The sequence below is a fragment of the Thauera sp. WB-2 genome (assembly GCF_027594845.1).
GTDB lineage: Bacteria > Pseudomonadota > Gammaproteobacteria > Burkholderiales > Rhodocyclaceae > Thauera > Thauera mechernichensis.
Genome location: NZ_CP088935.1, coordinates 3848304 through 3865813, shown reverse-complemented (window position 1 = coordinate 3865813; position 17510 = coordinate 3848304). Strand labels below are relative to the sequence as shown.

The 17510-nt window shown below is 67.2% G+C and carries 14 protein-coding genes; 4 read left to right on the top strand and 10 right to left on the bottom strand.

Features of this window, described 5'->3' with window-relative positions; translation table 11 throughout:
- Nucleotides 1-58 precede the first annotated feature (58 nt).
- Together LQF09_RS17620 and LQF09_RS17615 are read left to right on the top strand one after the other, a co-directional pair.
- Nucleotides 59-2068, top strand: coding sequence for a molybdopterin-containing oxidoreductase family protein (locus LQF09_RS17620; protein WP_270069896.1), 2010 nt, complete (start codon nucleotides 59-61; stop codon nucleotides 2066-2068).
- Nucleotides 2065-2850 carry an NAD-dependent deacylase gene (locus tag LQF09_RS17615; RefSeq protein ID WP_002931514.1) on the top strand — a complete coding sequence of 262 codons (786 nt, stop codon included), beginning with the start codon at nucleotides 2065-2067 and terminating at the stop codon, nucleotides 2848-2850. Before LQF09_RS17620 ends, LQF09_RS17615 begins: the two co-directional genes overlap by 4 nt.
- 67 nt (nucleotides 2851-2917) lie before the next feature.
- On the opposite strand, the gene LQF09_RS17610 is transcribed toward LQF09_RS17615, so the two are convergent.
- Together LQF09_RS17610 and LQF09_RS17605 are read right to left on the bottom strand one after the other, a co-directional pair.
- A complete protein-coding gene (locus LQF09_RS17610; protein WP_270068575.1) occupies nucleotides 2918-6799 on the bottom strand; it encodes a DUF3683 domain-containing protein in 3882 nt (1293 codons plus the stop codon).
- 155 nt (nucleotides 6800-6954) lie between these two features.
- Nucleotides 6955-7308: a RidA family protein gene (locus tag LQF09_RS17605; RefSeq protein WP_002931516.1), complete on the bottom strand. Its 354-nt coding sequence runs from the start codon at nucleotides 7306-7308 to the stop codon at nucleotides 6955-6957.
- A 141-nt stretch (nucleotides 7309-7449) separates the two neighbouring features.
- On the opposite strand from LQF09_RS17605, the gene LQF09_RS17600 reads away from it, so the two are divergent.
- Nucleotides 7450-7848, top strand: a complete 399-nt coding sequence (locus LQF09_RS17600) for a PsiF family protein (RefSeq protein WP_002931518.1) — start codon at nucleotides 7450-7452, stop codon at nucleotides 7846-7848.
- 48 nt (nucleotides 7849-7896) lie between these two features.
- Here LQF09_RS17600 and LQF09_RS17595 read toward each other — a convergent pair whose 3' ends face one another.
- From LQF09_RS17595 to LQF09_RS17585, 3 genes are read right to left on the bottom strand one after another with little or no spacing between them, the layout of a single operon-like run.
- Nucleotides 7897-8769 carry an FHA domain-containing protein gene (locus tag LQF09_RS17595; protein ID WP_002939853.1) on the bottom strand — a complete coding sequence of 291 codons (873 nt, stop codon included), beginning with the start codon at nucleotides 8767-8769 and terminating at the stop codon, nucleotides 7897-7899.
- The gene (gene ttcA / locus LQF09_RS17590; protein WP_270068574.1) at nucleotides 8769-9704 is read right to left on the bottom strand and encodes a tRNA 2-thiocytidine(32) synthetase TtcA; all 936 of its coding nucleotides are present in this window, start codon (nucleotides 9702-9704) and stop codon (nucleotides 8769-8771) included. Before ttcA ends, LQF09_RS17595 begins: the two co-directional genes overlap by 1 nt.
- 60 nt (nucleotides 9705-9764) lie before the next feature.
- Nucleotides 9765-10535, bottom strand: a complete 771-nt coding sequence (locus LQF09_RS17585; RefSeq protein WP_270068573.1) for a pteridine reductase — start codon at nucleotides 10533-10535, stop codon at nucleotides 9765-9767.
- A gap of 71 nt (nucleotides 10536-10606) precedes the next feature.
- Here LQF09_RS17585 and LQF09_RS17580 point away from each other — a divergent pair, with 71 nt between their 5' ends.
- The gene (locus tag LQF09_RS17580; RefSeq protein WP_270068572.1) at nucleotides 10607-11782 is read left to right on the top strand and encodes a class I SAM-dependent methyltransferase; all 1176 of its coding nucleotides are present in this window, start codon (nucleotides 10607-10609) and stop codon (nucleotides 11780-11782) included.
- 13 nt (nucleotides 11783-11795) lie between these two features.
- Here the strand turns inward: LQF09_RS17580 and LQF09_RS17575 are convergent, their stop codons facing one another.
- From LQF09_RS17575 to LQF09_RS17555, 5 genes are all read right to left on the bottom strand, one after another.
- A complete protein-coding gene (locus LQF09_RS17575) occupies nucleotides 11796-12599 on the bottom strand; it encodes an alpha/beta hydrolase (RefSeq protein WP_270068571.1) in 804 nt (267 codons plus the stop codon).
- Complete coding sequence (locus LQF09_RS17570; protein ID WP_002931524.1) at nucleotides 12596-13834, bottom strand: multifunctional CCA addition/repair protein; 1239 nt, start codon at nucleotides 13832-13834, stop codon at nucleotides 12596-12598. Before LQF09_RS17570 ends, LQF09_RS17575 begins: the two co-directional genes overlap by 4 nt.
- Nucleotides 13834-14478 carry a glutathione S-transferase family protein gene (locus LQF09_RS17565; protein ID WP_002939834.1) on the bottom strand — a complete coding sequence of 215 codons (645 nt, stop codon included), beginning with the start codon at nucleotides 14476-14478 and terminating at the stop codon, nucleotides 13834-13836. Before LQF09_RS17565 ends, LQF09_RS17570 begins: the two co-directional genes overlap by 1 nt.
- A 66-nt stretch (nucleotides 14479-14544) precedes the next feature.
- Nucleotides 14545-15501 carry a complex I NDUFA9 subunit family protein gene (locus LQF09_RS17560; RefSeq protein ID WP_002931527.1) on the bottom strand — a complete coding sequence of 319 codons (957 nt, stop codon included), beginning with the start codon at nucleotides 15499-15501 and terminating at the stop codon, nucleotides 14545-14547.
- A gap of 51 nt (nucleotides 15502-15552) precedes the next feature.
- Nucleotides 15553-17493, bottom strand: coding sequence for a lytic transglycosylase domain-containing protein (locus LQF09_RS17555; RefSeq protein WP_270068570.1), 1941 nt, complete (start codon nucleotides 17491-17493; stop codon nucleotides 15553-15555).
- Nucleotides 17494-17510: the final 17 nt, after the last annotated feature.

The following is a 17510-nucleotide window of genomic DNA, read 5'->3' as shown; positions in this document are numbered from 1 at the left end:
TGCCACCGAAACACGCGTGCGTGCGGCTTGCCCGCATGACTGTCCCGATACCTGTGCGATGGAGGTCACCGTGTCGGGGGCTCGCGCCATCAAGGTGCGTGGTGCTGCCGACATGCCGTTCACCGATGGTGTGCTATGCACGAAGGTGGCGCACTACCTCGAGCGTGTGTACTCCGATCAACGCTTGCTGCATCCGATGAAGCGGGTCGGGCGCAAGGGGGAGGGGCGTTTCGAGCGCATCTCCTGGGATGAGGCGCTCGACACCATCGCCGCACGCTTTCGCGCCATCGCTGCGGACGATCCACGCTCGATCCTGCCTTACAGCTATGCCGGCACCATGGGCCTGGTGCAGGGGGAAAGCCTCGATCGCCGCTTCTTCCATCGCCTTGGCGCGTCGCTGCTCGACCGTACGATCTGCGCCTCCGCGGGGGCATTGGGCTGGAAGGCGACGGTGGGGGCCTCGATCGGGACGGACCCGGAAGCGGTCGCCGACGCAAGGCTGATCCTGATCTGGGGCGGCAATCCGGTGGTGTCCAACCTGCATGGCTGGCGCCATATCCAGGAGGCGCGGCGGCGTGGCGCCAAACTGGTGTGCATCGATCCACGGCGCTCGGAGACTGCCGCCAAGTGCGATGTCCATCTCGCACCCTGGCCCGGCACCGATGGTGCGCTCGCGCTGGCGATGATGCAGGTGCTGATCGCGGAGGACCGGCTCGACCACGACTACATCGCCCGTCATACCCTGGGCTTCGATGCGCTTGCCGAGCGCGTGCGTGCATTCACGCCTGAATGGGCGGCGCCGCTGACCGGGCTGGACGCCAGCGTGATCCGCGAGCTCGCACGCGAGTATGGTTCGACCACACCGAGCCTGATCCGGCTGAACTACGGCCTGAACCGCTGCGCCGGCGGCGGCATGGCGGTGCGCAATATCGCCTGCCTGCCTGCGCTCACAGGGGCCTGGCGTCATGCAGCGGGTGGTGCCCTGCTGTCGACCTCGGGCAACTATCCCGTCGATGGCCATGCGTTGGCGCGCCCCGACCTTTATCCCCATGCCGCTGGGCGGCCGCCGCGCACCGTCAATATGGCCTTCATCGGCGAGGCGCTGCTCGAGGCCACCGATCCACCGATCCGGGCGCTGTATGTCTACAACGCCAACCCGGTGGCAGTGGCGCCCGACAGTAACCGGGTGAAGGCCGGCTTCGCGCGCGAGGACCTGTTCTGCGTCGTTCACGAGCTGTTCCAGACTGATACTGCCGACTATGCCGATATCCTGCTGCCGGCGACGAGCCAGCTGGAGCATCGCGATGTCCATACCAGCTACGGCCATCTCAACGTGGTGGCGAACATGCCGGCGATTGCACCTCTGGGCGAGGCCAAGCCCAACACCGAGGTCTTCCGCCTGTTGGCGGCGCGCCTCGGGCTTGCCCATCCCGCCCTGTTCGAGTCCGACGACAGCATCGCCGCCAGGGCTTTCCGGCAAGACGATGAGCGTGCCCGCGGCCTCGCACCCGAACAGCTCGCCGAACACGGCTGGGCGAGACTGAACCTTGCGAGCCCCTTCGTGCCGTTCGCCAATGGCGGCTTTCGTACGCCGTCGGGGCGCTGCGAGTTCCATTCCGGCTTGCTTGCCGGCCTCGGGCTCGACCCCTTGCCGGCCTGGCATCCGCCTGCCGAATCAGTGGTCAGCAATCCCGCGCTGGCGGCGCGCTACCCGCTGGCCCTGATCACGCCACCGGCACGCAACTTTCTCAACAGCAGCTTCGCCAACCTGCCGCGCTTCCGCGACGAGCAGGGCGGCCCCGTCCTCCAGATCCACCCCGATGATGCCGCTGGGCGCGGAATCGGCGACGGTCAGCGCTTACGCATCCATAATGACCGCGGCGAATTCCATGCGCGCGCCGTGGTGACGACCGGGGTCAGGCCGGGGGTCGTGGTCAGTCCCTCGGTGTGGTGGCACAAGCTGTCCGGCGACGGCAACAACGCTAACGCGGTGACGGCGTCCACGGCCACCGACATGGGCGGCGGGCCGATCTTCTACGATTGCCTGGTGGAGGTGTCTTGCGCATGAGCTCACATGAGGACGCGCTCGATGCCGTCGCCGGCTGCCTTGCCGAAGCGCAGCGCGTGCTCTTCATCACCGGTGCCGGGATCTCGGCAGATTCGGGGCTGCCGACCTATCGCGGCATCGGCGGTCTCTACCACGAGCGCCTTACCGAGGATGGCCTGAGCATCGAGCAGGCGCTGTCGGGCCAAATGATGGCTGCCCGACCGGCGCTGACCTGGAAATACCTGGCCGAGATCGAGGCCAGTTGCCGTGGCGCGCGGCCCAACGTCGCCCATGACATCATTGCCGCGCTCGAGCGCGAGCGTGGCGGGGTATGGGTGCTGACCCAGAACGTCGATGGCTTTCATCGCCTGGCGGGTTCGCGCAACCTGATCGAGATCCACGGCAACCTGCACCGCCTGCGCTGCACCGAGTGCCCGCACGCGCGCAGCCTGCCTGATTTCGAGGGCATGCAGATTCCACCCGCCTGCCCGGTTTGTGGCGGCGTGATGCGGCCCGATGTCGTGCTCTTCGGCGAGGCGCTGCCGACAGGCGCGGTGCAGCGGCTGGAGGCCCTGGTGATGCATGGGCTCGATCTGGTGGTGTCGATCGGTACGACCAGCGTCTTCCCCTACATCGCGGGGCCGGTGGTGCACGCCTGGCGCATGGGTGTGCCTACGGTGGAGATCAATCCGGGCGACACCGAGGTCAGCGCCATCGTTACCCATCGCCTGCGCATGCGGGCCGCGGAAGCCCTGCCGGAACTGTGGCGGCGCATGCGTCCGTGCGAGCCCGCCGAGGGCTGAGCCAGGACGCGAAACGGGCCGGGAGGCTCGCGCCCACCTGGCCCACCCCTTCCTTTCCTGGTTTGTCCTAGAGCAGCACGCGCTCGATCCCGCCGTTGTTGGCCTTGGCGACGTAGTCGGGCAACCAGTTCTCGCCCAGCAAGTGTTTGGCCAACTCCACCACGATGTAGTCGGGTTCGATGCCGCCCGCATCGTTGGCGTAGCGGTGCATGCCCTGCAGGCAGCTCGGGCAGGAGGTCAGCATCTTCACCTTGGCGTTCGGGTCGTCACCACGCAGCTTGGCGGCGCCCTTCTCGATCTCCTCCTGCTTGCGGAAGCGCACCTGGGTCGAGATGTCCGGCCGTGCCACCGCCAGGGTGCCGGACTCACCGCAGCAGCGGTCGGACAGGTCGACACGCGTGCCCATCAGTTCGTTGGCGACCTTGATGCCGGAATGCACCTTCATCGGCGTGTGGCAGGGCTCGTGGTACATGTACTTCACGCCACTCACGCCTTCGAGCCTGACGCCCTTTTCCATCAGGTACTCGTGGATGTCGAGCAGGCGGCAGCCGGGGAAGATCTTCTCGAATTCGTACTTCTGCAGCTGGTCCATGCAGGTGCCGCAGGACACGATCACGGTCTTGATGTCGAGGTAGTTCAGCGTGTTGGCGACGCGGTGGAAGAGCACGCGGTTGTCGGTGGTGATCTTCTGGCCCTTGTCCTCTTCGCCGGCCGCGGTCTGCGGATACCCGCAGCACAGGTAGCCCGGCGGCAGCACGGTGTGCGCGCCGACGTGGTAGAGCATGGCCTGGGTCGCGAGACCCACCTGGCTGAACAGGCGCTCCGAGCCACAGCCCGGGAAGTAGAACACGGCCTCGGAGTCGCCATTGGCCTTCTGCGGGTCGCGGATCACCGGGATGACCTTGTCGTCCTCGATGTCGAGCAGCGCGCGGCTGGTCTTCTTGGGCAGGTTGCCGGGCATCGGCTTGTTGATGAAATGGATCACCTGGGCCTTGATCGGCGCCTTGCCGAGCGTGGCCGGCGGCGTCTTCACCTGCGGCTGGATGAGGCCGAACTTCTTGCCCATCTCATGCGCCCAGCGCTGCGCCTTGTAGCCCCAGTCCATCATGCCGACGCGCATCGCCTTGATGGTCGCCGGATCCTTGATGGTGAGGAAGGCCATCGCCGCGGCCTTGCCCGGGTTGAAGGACTTCTTGCCCTGCTTGCGCAGCAGGTTGCGCATCTTGATCGACACGTCGCCGAAGTCGATGTCCACCGGACAGGGTTTCTCGCACTTGTGGCAGATCGTGCAATGGTCGGCCACGTCCTCGAACTCGGCCCAGTGCGCCAGCGATACGCCACGGCGGGTCTGTTCCTCGTAAAGGAAGGCTTCGATCAGCAGCGAGGTGGACAGGATCTTGTTGCGCGGGGAGTAAAGCAGGTTGGCCCGCGGCACGTGGGTCGAGCACACCGGCTTGCACTTGCCGCAGCGCAGACAGTCCTTGATGTCGTGGGCGATGTCGCCAACGTCGGTCTGCTCCATGATGATGGACTCATGGCCCATCAGGTTGAAGCTGGGGGTGTAGGCGTTGTCGAGGTTGCCCTTGATCGGGCCCTCGCGCATGAGCTTGCCGCGGTTGAATCGACCGTCCGGGTCGACCTTGGCCTTGTAGTCCCAGAAGCTCGCCATCTCCTCGTCGGTGAGGTAGTCGAGCTTGGTGATGCCGATGCCGTGCTCGCCGGAGATCACGCCGTCCAGGCTGCGTGCCAGCGCCATGATGCGGTCGACCGCGCGGTTGGCGGTCTGCAGCATCTCGTAGTGGTCGGAGTTGACCGGCAGGTTGGTATGCACGTTGCCGTCGCCGGCATGCATGTGCAGGGCGACGAAGACGCGACCGCGCAGGATTTCGCGGTGGATCTCGGTGATGCGCGCGAGGATACGGGCGAACAGGGCGCCGTCGAAGATCTGCTCGAGCAGCGGGCGCAGTTCGGTCTTCCACGACACGCGAATCGAGTAGTCCTGGAGGCGGTGGAACAGCACAGGGTTGGCGGCGCGATTCGATAGCTCGGCGGCTTCGATGCCATAGGCCTCGAAGTGGCGCTCGGCCTCGGCCAGCGGCATGTCGAGGTTGTCGAGCAGCCACTGCCAGCGTTGGCGCACCTTGGCGACCTGTTCCAGCGCCTGGGCGCGGTGGTCGGCGATCAGGGTGTCGCTGTCGACCTCCGCGTCCTTCACGTCAAGCGGCAGTTCGCCGCCGAGGAACTCGGTGAGAGCGTCGCAGAGCTGGATCTTGTTCTGCGTCGACAGTTCGATGTTGATGCGCTCGATGCCGTCGCAGTACTCGCCCATGCGCGGCAGCGGGATCACCACGTCTTCGTTGATCTTGAACGCGTTGGTGTGGCGCGAGATGGCCGCGGTACGGCTGCGTTCCAGCCAGAAACGCTTGCGCTGCTCGGGGCTGACGGCGATGAAGCCTTCGGCGCCGCGGCTGTTGGTCATGCGCACGACCTCGGAGGCGGCGCTCATCACCGCGTTCTCGTCGAAGCCGACGATGTCGCCGATCAGCACCATCTTCGGACGGCCATGGCGCTTGGCCTTGGTGGCGTAACCGACGGCCTTGACGTAGCGTTCGTCGAGGTGCTCGAGGCCGGCCAGCAGCACGCCGGCAGCGTTGCCGGCGCCGCCCGGTTTGAAGTAGTCGGTGATTTCGACGATGGCCGGCACCGCCTCGCGCACCTGGCCGAAGAACTCCAGGCACACGGTGCGGGTGACAGGTGGCATCTTGTGCAGTACCCAGCGCGCGGCGACGATCAGACCGTCCGTGCCTTCCTTCTGCACCCCGGGAATGCCGCCCAGGAACTTGTCGGTGACGTCCTTGCCCAGGCCGTCCTTGCGGCAGTGCGCGCCTGGCATCGAAAGCAGCTCTTCGCCCAGCGGCCTGTAGCTGAGACCGTCGAAGCGGCGCAGGCGAAAGCGCGCGGTGTGCTGCTCGTGGATCTTGCCGAAATTGTGATCGAGGCGTTCGACTTCAAGCCAGTTGCCGTCGGGCGTGACCATCTTCCACCACGCCAGGTTGTCGAGCGCAGTGCCCCACAGCACGGCCTTCTTGCCGCCGGCGTTCATGGCGATGTTGCCGCCCACACAGGACGCGCTGGCCGAGGTCGGGTCGACCGCGAACACGCGGCCCGCCAGCCCCGCGGCTTCGGAGACGCGCTCGGTGACCACGCCGGCGCCGGTACGGATGGTGGCGTAGGGCGTGGCCATCGGCTGACCGTCGGCATCGGGAAGGGTCAGCTCCTCGACCGTGCCGATGGAGATCAGCTTCTCGGTGTTGATGACCACCGAGTTGGCGTCGAGCGGCACTGCGCCGCCGGTGTAGCCGGTGCCGCCCCCGCGCGGGATGATGGTCAGGCCCTGGGCGATGCATTCGCGCACCAGCGGCGCCATTTCCTCTTCGGTGTCGGGGTAGAGCACCACAAAGGGGTACTCGACGCGCCAGTCGGTGGCATCGGTGACATGCGAGACACGGGCGTGGCCGTCGAAGCAGATGTTGTCGCGCCGGGTGTGCCTGGACAGCGCCTTGAGCACGGCCTTGCGCCGGCGTGCGGTGTCGTCGAACCAGCGCTCGAAGTCGGCCACGGCTTCGCGGCCGCGCGCGATCAGCATCGCCACGCGGTCGTTGCCCTGGCGGCGCTTGTCGACCTCGGTCAGGCGATGGTTGAGCGCGCCGATGAGTGCCTCGCGCCGCTCCCGGCTGGTGAGCAGGTCGTCTTCGAGATAGGGGTTGCGACGAACGACCCAGATGTCACCCAGGACCTCGTAGAGCATTCGCGCCGAGCGGCCCGTGACGCGCTCGGCGCGCAGTTCGTCGAGCACGGCCCAGGCATCGGTGCCGAGCAGCCGGATGATGATCTCGCGGTCGGAGAACGAGGTGTAGTTATAGGGGATTTCGCGCAGGCGTTGGGTCATGGGGCTACCGGAGGGGCTGCTGCAGGGGACCTTAGATTCTAGCGAACCGCAGTGCACCATGCAGCAAAAAACAAGACCTTATCGCCGAAGTGGCTTAGCGGCACGCGGGTGGACAAGCCCGTCGCGCCCCGCGGCTCGGGATCGTGGTGGCTGTTTCAAGGCTTGCGCGCAGCACTGAGTGCGATCTCGATGCGCCAGCCCGGATCGACCAGGCCCGCGACCCTGACGCATGCGCGCGAGGGTGCTGAGCCCGCTGGAAGCCAGGCCTCCCACACCGCGTTCATGCCTGCTACGTCCGCAAGGTCGGTGATGTAGATCGTTGCCGTCAGGATGCGCGAGCGGTCGCTGCCATGCGCGCTGAGCTGGCGCTCCAGACTGTCGAGGATCTCCCGGGTCTGCTGTTCGATCGGCCCGGTACTGCTCGGGACCTCGACGAGGTGGATCACGTCGCCGTAGATGACGGCGTCGGCATAGCGGGCGGTGACGCCGTGGCGTTCGATGTCGGACATGGGGCTCCCGGCTGAGTTGGCCAAACTCAAAGTATATGCGAGCCCGGGTGAGGGCGCTCGCTGAGTGCCGATATTGACATGGGCATATGACAAACGCAGAATCGTGGCACGCATTTCGCGTACAACTATGGAGCGTTGTCCATGAAGACTCTTCTCTCTGCCGGCCTGGTTGCCCTGGCCCTGACGTCCCTGAGTGTCGGTGAGGCAATGGCCAATCCGCAGCACGAACGCATGAAACGGTGCAATGCCGAGGCCAAGGAGCAGGCGCTCAAGGGTGATGAGCGCAAGGCGTTCATGAGCACTTGCCTGAAGGGTCGGCACGGTCCGGCCGCTGAGGATGCCGAGTCCGCCGCGGCGCCGGCTGCCAAGCCGGCGCTTGGTGATGAGGCGGCCGTGGAGCGCTCGGGCGCGCCCCTGGCTGCAACGGGTGAGGCGGTGGATGAAAAAGCGCGCACCCAGGCCTGCAATCAGGCCGCAACCGAGCAATCGCTCAAGGGGGCCAAGCGCAAGGCCTTCGTCAGCGAGTGCATGAAGGGGTGAGCGCGGGGCGCCGGCCTTGCGCCGGCGCAGTGCCGCCAGGGCGACGCTTCAGACGATGTCGAAGAAGACGAGGTCACGTTCGACCTCGTTGGCGGAGAAACCGCAGCCGATGCGGCCCTGTCCGTTGAGGACGATGCGGTCCTGCTTGATGCAGCGCTCGGCTTCGTTGTCGAGGGTGATGAAGGTGCCATTCGTGCTCTGGTCGAACAGCACGAACCCCTCTCTTCTGCGCTCGATGCGCGCATGCTGCCTGGAGGCGCGCGGGTCCATTATGGTGATGTCGTTACCGAGTTCACGCCCGAGCAGCAGCACCGGGCGATGCTCCTCGACGAACAGCACGTCCTGCTGGTGACGCAGGCGCAGGCGCTGGGAGACGCGTGCGGCCGCCGGGATGGAGGTGATCAGCGGGCTGCGCAGGCCGATGCTGAAAACCTGGACGCCGAGCCGTGCAAAGGCGGGCCCGCCAAGCGCGCGCGTGCCGAGCAGCGCACGCGCGGCGCCGCCGAGCAGCATTGTGACGGCGGCAGAGGCGAGGGCTTGCTCGGGTTCGCACAGGTTGCCGATCTGGGTGGCGAGCGTAATGCCTTCACCCGCCGTGCGCCCGCCGTCAAGGTCCACCACGCCGTAGTGCAGGCCGATCCGCACCGGTTGTCGCGCGCCGCGCAGTGGCGGCAGCCCATGTATGCGCTGCAAGGCGTCGCTGGCCGCCAGTACCGCCGAATCGCAGCGTTCGAAGACCGCGACCGTGGTGTCGGTCTCGGCGACCAGGATCTGCCCACTGTGAGCCGCGAGTGCGCGCTCGATGCGGTTCGCACAGCGTTCGGCCGCGTGCAAGGCCTCCTGCTCGCCCAGTTGGGCTGCCAGTTGCCCATCGCTTGGATGAAGGGCAACGAAGACGCAGAGGTTCTTGCGCTCCGACATCAGTCGTCGGCCCCGGGCATCATCAGGCGGATCGTGGCGCTTGCTGGCTGGGGCAGTTCAAGGGGGTCGAATGCGGTGTCGCCTTCCTCGACCACGGTCTGGCGGGTGAGACCGACGAAGTCGAACAGCCTCGAGTCGGCCAGGTGCGAGGGCACGACGTTCTTGAGTGCGGTCGCCAGCGATTCGATGCGCCCGGGATGCTCGCGTGCCCAGCCCTGCAGCATGGTCTTGATCTGCTTGCGCTGCGCGTTCTCCTGCGAGCCGCACAGGTTGCAGGGGATGATGGGGAAGTCCATTGTGCGCGCGAAGCGGGCGATGTCGGCCTCGGTGCAGTAGGCAAGCGGGCGGATCACGACATGGTTGCCGTCGTCGCTGACCAGCTTGGGTGGCATGGCCTTGATCTTGCCGCCGAAGAACATGTTGAGGAACAGGGTCTCGAGCATGTCATCGCGGTGGTGGCCAAGTGCGATGCGGGTCGCGCCGATCTCTTTCGCCGTGCGGTAGATGATGCCGCGGCGCAGGCGCGAACACAGCGAACAGGTGGTCTTGCCTTCGGGGATCTTGTCCTTGACGATCGAATAGGTGTCCTCGGTGACGATGCGGTACTCGACGCCGATCGACTCGAAGTACTGCGGCAGGACGTGGTCCGGGAAGCCGGGCTGCTTCTGGTCGAGGTTCATCGCCACGATGCGGAAATCCACCGGGGCGCGCTCGCGCAGCGCGAGCAGGCATGACAGCAGGGTGTAGGAGTCCTTGCCGCCGGAAACGCACACCATCACGGTGTCACCGTTGCCGATCATGTTGTAGTCGCCAATGGCCTCGCCCACACCGCGCTCGAGCTTCTTCTTGAGACGCAGGAAGGTATTGGAGTGGCGGGTGTCTGTCTCGCCGGTGCTGGCAGGGCGGGACTCGACGGGGGCAAGGGCAGCGGTCACGGCAGAAGCTCGATCAAGGTTCAGGATCGCGAAATTATACCCTTGTCAAGAAGTTCTGCCTCAAAGATGTGCACTCCGCCCGCCGTCAACGGCGATGATCTGTCCGGTGATGTAGGGCGCATCGAAAAGCAGAAAGCGCACCGTGCGGGCGATGTCCGCGGCGCTGCCCACGCGCTTGAGCAGGGTGTGATCGATGATCTGCTGGCGTTCCGCAGGCGAGAACTGTTCGTCCTCCGGCCAGTCGATGGGCCCCGGCGAGACGCCGTTGACGCGCACCTGCGGTGCGAGCTCGATCGCCAGCGCGCGCGTCAGCGCGGCCAGCCCGGCCTTGGCCGCGCAGTACAGCGGGTAACGCTGCAATGGACGCTCTGCATGGATGTCCACGATGTTGATGATCGCGCCCGATGTCGCTCGCAACGCTGGAGCGAGCGCCTGGGACAGGAATAGCGGGCCCATCAGGTTCGAACCCATCAGTTCTTCCCATGCCGCGCGGTCGATGCTGCCAAGCGGTGTTGGGAAAAAGCTCGAAGCGTTGTTGACCAGGCCGTCCACCCTCGTGCCGCGTGCAAGCACTTGCGCGGCGATGTCCTCGGCGGCGCCGAAACGGGCAAGATCGCCGCCGACAGTGAATGCGGAGTCGGGGCGCGCAGCGTTGAGCGCTGCCGCGAGGGTTTCTGCGGCGTCGGCGCTGTGGCGGTAGTGCAGCGCCACGTTCGCGCCTGCAGCGTGCAACTGGCGGGCGATCTCGGCGCCGACGCGGCGTGCAGCGCCAGTGACGAGGATGAGGGGTGTCTCTGCGGCGTGGTGGGGGGCGTGTTGTGGTGGGGTCATCGCTCGGTCAACTGGGTTGTGCGGGCAGCGCTTACAATCGCGAACTTTAGTCGCACCGGATCAAGCCTGTCATGTCATCCCTGCCCGAACCGTCCGCCGAGGCGCGCGCCCAGAGTGCGCGCCTGCTCGAACTGATTGCCGCCGAGATCGGCCGCAGCGGGGGCTGGGTGCCCTTTTCGCGCTACATGGAACTGGCCTTGTATGCGCCGGGCCTGGGTTATTACAGCGGCGGCGCGAGAAAGTTCGGGCCCGGGGGCGATTTCATCACCGCTCCCGAGCTGACCCCGCTGTTTGGCCAGGCGCTCGCGACTCAGGTCGAGCAGGGCATGCGTGCGAGCGCGCTGGCGCTGATCGAGGTCGGAGCGGGCACAGGCTTGCTCGCCGCGGACATGCTGCTCGAGCTCGAGCGCCGCGCTTGCCTGCCCGACACCTACGAGATCCTCGAGCTGTCGGGTGAGCTGCGTGAACGCCAGTTCGATACCCTGGCCACGCGGGTGCCCCACCTGGCCAGCCGCGTGCGCTGGCTGGACGCGCTGCCCGACCGCTTTGCCGGCGTGGTCGTGGCCAACGAGGTGCTCGATGTGATGCCGGTGCATCTGGTCGTCTCGCGCGCGCAAGGCCTGTTCGAGCGTGGCGTGGCGCTCGCCGCCGACGTCCCGGGCGCGAGCAGGCTGTGCTGGGCGGACCGCCCTGCCAGTGGCGCCGTGCTCGCAGGTGCGCAGGCGCTGGACCTGCCGGTGCCGGAGCAGGGCGAGTACGTGACCGAACTCAACCTGGCCGGCAACGCATGGGTGGCGGCCTGGGCCGAGCGCATCGAGCGTGGCCTGATGCTGCTGATCGATTACGGCTATCCGCGCGCCGAGTACTATCTGCCCTCGCGCTCGGGCGGCACGCTGCTGTGCTATTACCGCCACCACGCCCACGGCGACCCCTTCCTGTGGCCCGGGCTCAATGACATCACCGCCTTCGTCGACTTCACCGCAGTCGCCGAGGCAGCGTATGGGGCCGGCCTGGATGTGCTCGGCTATGCCAATCAGGCGCAGTTCCTGTTCAACTGCGGTGTGCTCGATTGCCTCGAGCGACGCGGTGCGCGCGAGAGCGCGGACTACATCCGCGCCGCACGTGCCGCGCAGCGGCTGACGGCGCCGCATGAGATGGGCGAGCTGTTCAAGGTGCTCGCGCTCGGGCGCGGCGTCGAGCCGCCACTGCAAGGGTTTGTCCGCGGCGATCGCCTGCACACGCTGTGAGTGTGCGCAGGCGTTAAAGGCTGCGCTCGATCAACCAGGCTTCGACGCGGCGCGCGACCTGCTCCCAATCCTGCTCCAGCATCATGCCGTGGCCCATGTCCGGGAAGATCTCTGCCTGGCGGCCGTAGGTGGATGCGGTCATGTGCACCTGGTCGGGTGGGATGAGCGCATCGTGGCGGGCGCCGAGGATGAGCATCGGCGGCTGGTGCATGCGCGCGGGTTGGGGCAGGTTGAACAGCGACATGTCCCAGATCGCGCGGTGGGACTCTGGCTGGCTGAGCGTGTAGTAGCGGCGCAGGTCGGCCGCATCCACCGGCTGGTGGAAGAGGGCTTCGCGCAGGCTGTCGATGTTGACGTCGTTGCCGGTCATGATGGCGTTGAGGTCGGAGAGCAGCGTCGGACGCTTCAGCATGAGGCCGAAGGCCGAGCCCATCAGGCCCTGGGGCGGAACAGAGGCCATCAGTACGGTCGCGGGCGCGTCGTATTGCTCCAGGTACTTCTGCACCACCATGCCGCCCATCGAGTGGCCGATCAGCACGGGTGCAGCGGGCAGGCGGGCGACGACCTCGGCGACGTCGCGCACGTAGTCGTCGATCGAGTACGAGTCGAGCAGCGCGCGCTTGCGGCTTGCCCCGTGTCCGGACAGCGACAGCGCATAGGCGGCCCAGCCGCGTTCTGCGAACCAGGGCAGGAAGTGCTCTTCCCAGCACCAGGCCGATATGTAGGCGCCGTGAATGAAGAGCAGCGGCGTGTCATGCGTGGGGCGCTCGGGTGCGTGGCACAGCACCTCGAGTTCGCCGAAGCGGGTGGCGTTCATGCGGAATCCTTGCTGTCGAGGGCCTTCACGGCCGCCACGCGGGCGGCGTGCAGGGCTTGCGGGATCGATGCCTTGTCCCGGCAGTTGCGGGCGATTGTACCCGCGTCGATGCTGCGGACCGCGTGAAGCACTGCCTCCCAGCGCAACAAGGGCGGCCAGTCGGCAGGGGCTGTGATGGTGCCGGCACCGGCGCCGCGTCCGCTATGGTCGCAGGCTGCGCCCTGGAGCATGAGCAGGAAGCGTTCCGGCCTGCGCAGCGCGTCGCAGCGCTCGATCAGCTTGACCATGGTGTCTGCGCGCAGCACTGCGGCCTGGCCAAGGATGCCGTGCTCGCGGGCGAGCATCTCGGCAAGGTCGCGGCAGTCCGCCGGTGCCTTCAGGCGTTCCGAGACTTCGCGCGCACGGCGGGTGCTCGCTGCCTCGTGGCCGTAGTGATGCGGCAGGACGTGCGCGGGTGTGTCGCCCTTGCCCAGGTCATGAAGCAGACAGGCCCAGCGCACGGCGAGTGGCTGGCCGCTGGTGGCGGCCTGGTCGATCACCATCAGCACGTGCTCCCCGGTGTCGATCTCGGGGTGGTACTTCGCTGGCTGCGGAATGCCGAACAAACGGTCGAGTTCGGGGAGGAGGCGGGCGAGCGCACCGCTCTCGCGCAGGACGCGGATCATGCGCGAGGGGCGCTGCTCCATCAGACCGCGGGCAAGTTCCTGCCACACGCGCTCGCTCACGAGGTGGTCGACTTCACCTGCTGCCACCATTTGCCGCATCAGTGCCAGCGTCTCGGGAGCGACGCTGAAGTCGGTGAAGCGGGCCGCAAAGCGTGCGACGCGCAGGATGCGCACCGGGTCTTCGGCGAAGGCCGGAGAGACATGGCGGAAGACGCGGGCCTCGAGGTCGGCGACGCCGCCGCAGGGGTCGATCAGCCGACCGTCGTGGTCGCGCGCGATGGCGTTGATGGTGAGGTCGCGACGCAGCAGGTCCTGTTCGAGGGTGACATCGGGTGCGGCGTGGCAGACGAAGCCGGCATAGCCGTGGCCTGACTTGCGTTCGGTGCGCGCGAGCGCGTATTCCTCCTGGGTCTGCGGGTGCAGGAAAACCGGGAAGTCGCGTCCCACAGGCCTGAAGCCCTCGGCCAGCATCGCCTCTGGCGTGCTGCCTACAACGACCCAGTCGCGATCCTTGACCGGCAGCCCGAGCAGGGCGTCACGTACCGCCCCGCCAACGACATAGGCCTGCATCAACCGTACAGATCCTCTTCGGGAATGGACTCGGTCTCTGCACGTGCGGCGGCGGCCCAGTCCTGCATGTGGGGATTGGCGAGCAGGGTGGCGAGGTAGGCGCCGGCATCGCCTTCAGGCTTGACGCCGTAGGTCTGGAAGCGGAAGGCGACGGGGGCGTAGGCGGCGTCGGCGAGGCTGAAGCGGCCAAACAGATAGGGGCCGTCATGGCCGAAGCGGCTGCGGCAATCGGTCCAGATGGCGACGATGCGGGCGATGTCGGCATCGACCTCGGGGCTGTGGCCGAAGCCGGTGTAATCCTTGCGGACGTTCATTGGCATGCGGCTGCGCAGGTTCTGAAAGCCGGCGTGCATCTCGGCCGTCACTGCACGGGCGATCGCGCGTGCGGTGGGGTCGGTGGGAAGCAGGGCTGGCTGCTTCTCGGCGAGGTACTCGCCGATTGCCAGCGAGTCCCACACCGCGAAGCCATGGTCGTTCAGGCAGGGCACCTTACCCGAGGGCGAATGCGACAGGATGCGCTCGCGGCTGCCGGGGATGAACAGCGGGATGCGGATTTCCTCGAAGGTGAAGCCGCCCTCGCGCGCCGCCAGCCAGGCGCGCAGGGACCAGGACGAATAGTTCTTGTTGCCGATGATGAGCTTCATCGCGGACTCCGGGTCACGGTGGTGGAAAATGGCAGCAGCGGCGCCTGTGCCCGGCGCCGCAACCGTTCAGCGCCGCGCCAGGCGGCGGAACGGGTAGTAGTGCGCGCGCGTGCCCTGCTGGCCAAGCCAGGCGGGGGCGACCGACTCGAGTGCGGTCGGGGGGAGCCCGAAAGGAAGGGGCTCGCCGCTGGCGACGTTGTCCACCTTCATCGAGCGCACGTTGTCGCGGCTCATCAGCGGCTGCGGCGCAAGCTCCATCAAGCGGGCCTGGACCATGGCGAGGCCGTCGGGAAGCGCAATGACCGGGCGCGGCTTGTCGACAAGCGCAGAAACGTACTCGACGAGCTGGCGCAGGGTATAGACCGTCGGTCCGGCGAGTTCGTAGGTCTGCCCTTCGGCTTCGGGGCGGGCAAGGCTCTGGCACACCGCCTCTGCGACATCCTCGACATACACTGGCTGGAAGCGCGTGCCTGCGCCGGCAAGCGGCAGCACCGGGAACACTGCGGCCAGCCCGGCGAAGAGATTGAGGAAGCTGTCGCCGCGGCCGAACACGACCGAGGGGCGCAGGATGGTCCATGCTACGTCCGGGCCGGCAGCGCGGATTGCCGTCTCTCCGGCGGCCTTGGAGCGCTGGTACTCGGAGGGGCCGTCGGCAGCAGCGCCCAGTGCGCTGATATGGATCAGGCGGCGCACGCCGGCGTTGCGGCAGGCGGTGACGATCTTTTGTGGCAATTCGACGTGGTTGCGCGCGAAGTCGGGGCCGAAGGGCGTGCCCGGCCGCGAGTGCAGTACACCGACCAGGTTGACCACGGCGTCAGCGCCGGCAAGGAGGGCGTCGAGTGCTGCGGGGTCATGGACGTCGACCTCGACGACCTCCACGTTGGGCAGCAGCAGGACATGGCCGGCACGGCTGCGGCGTCGGGTCGGGATGATGACCTTGGCGTCTGCCGCGGACAGGCGGTTGGCAAGGGCGCTGCCGATGAAGCCGGCGCCGCCGATGAGGACGATGCGTCTTTGATTCATGGTTCCACTCGTCTGTGCTTGGACTGTTTATTCAGGCGCATGTCGGCAAGCTTACTCGTTGATCGTGCCGGGCGCGATCGTGCCGAGGCGCGCCTTGAGCGATTGTGGCCGTTTCTCAAGCATCGCGGAGTATATGACTGCGTTCGCGAGCACCTTCTTGACATAGTCCCGGGTCTCGTCGAAGGGAATCGTCTCGGTATAGATCGCGCCCTCGATCGGCATGCTGTCGCGCCAGCGCCGGGCCCGGCCGGGCCCGGCGTTGTAGCCTGCGCTCGCCAGCACGGGATGATCGTCGAGGCCTTCCATGATCAGGCGCATGTAGCTGGTGCCGAGCAATACGTTGGTGTTCGGGTCGGTGAGCAGCCGTGGATGGTAGTTCGCCATGCCGATGCGGTTCGCCACCCACTTGCCGGTGTCCGGCATGACCTGCATCAGCCCCTGGGCGCCTGCACTCGAGCGTGCCGGGATGACGAAGCGGCTCTCCTGGCGCATGATGCCGTAGACCCAGCCGAGGTCCAGGCCCTGGGCGCGCACCTGGGGTTCGATGAGATCGCGGTACGGGGTCAGGAAGCGCAGCTCGAAGTTGCTGTTCGGGTTGGCCAGTTCTGCGGTGTTGATGGTGCGGTCGTACAGTTCGTGGCGCAGTGCGAGATGCGCGGCGGCGACGCGGAAGGCTTCGTCGCGATTGCGCACGCCCCAAACCCACTCGCGCAACGCCTCGGTGCGAATGTCGAGCTGGTAGAGGGCGAGCGCACGCCTCAGGCTGGGGTCGCGCTCGGCCTCCTCAAGCTTGGCGCGCGCCAGCGCTGCGGTCGCGGGGGGTGGCATGAAGGGCTGGCCGAATTCTTCGGCGGCGAGCATGCCATAGAAATGTGCCTCGCCAGCGATGCGCAGGTAGAGCGATTCGGCCTGGTCACGGTTGCCTGCGGCGGCGTGTGCCCTGCCCAGCCAGTAAATCCACTCCGGGGCTTCGCGTTCGGCTGCGGGCAGGGCCTCGATCGCACTGCGCACTGCGCGCCAGTCCTGGGCACGCAGTGCGGCGCGCACCCGCCATGCGCGCTGCATCGGCGTGGTCTCGATGCTGCCGGCCGCGGCGTAGAGTGCAAGCGCGTCCGGGCGCCGCCCGATCGCCGCATGCATCGCCATCACCAGATGGACGTAGTTGCGCTCCTCCGCGCCCAGGCGGTCCTGGATGCGGAGCAGACGGACCTGGGCCGCTGCTGCATCCTCGCGCACGAGGCGTACCAGCGCGGCCAGGGCAAGTTCGCGCCCGGCGCGGGTGACGGCGAAGTTGGCAGGCAGGCGGTCCAGCCATTGCGAGGGCGAGCGGATGGCCTGGTCAAGATCCGCGCGCGCAGGCGCCACGCCCGCGGGCAGCAGCGCAAGGCTGGCGAGGGCGTCGTTCGGGCTGCGCGTATCGATCTGGCGGCGGATGCGCCACCAGACGCGATCTTCGCTGACGACGCCGCGCTCGACGGCGGCACGCATCGGCAGTTCGCAGGCCGCGGGCGCAGACTGCAGGGTGTCCCATTGCGCAGCAAGCTCGTGCAGGCCGCTGTCGTCGCCGCTGAAGAGGCGCGCGCTCCAGCCCGTGCAGCGCAGTTCGGCGTCCGGGTTCTGCAGCGCTGCATGCAGGCGTAGTGCGCCCGCCCAGTCGCCGTCGCGTGCCAGCCGGCGCAGCCAGTCGGCGCGCAGGCGCTCGGCGAGGTGGCTGCCGTCATGCTCGGCGATGAACGCGTTCAGCGCATCGGACGGCGGCGGCTCGCTGCGGGCGAGGCGGTTCACCAGCAGCCAGTAGCGCGGGTAGGGGTCGAGCACGTGCGTGTCGCGTATCGCAGCGAGGCGCTCGAGTCGTGCCTGATCCCCCTTGCGCAGCGCCTCGCGCGCGGCGACGATACGGTCCGCTCCGGTCTCGCCCGGTGACTGTGCGGACACGCTTCCGGGCAGCAGGAATGCTGCGCTGAACAATGTTGCCCAGAATGCTTTTTTCATGCTGTTGCCTGCTCCCA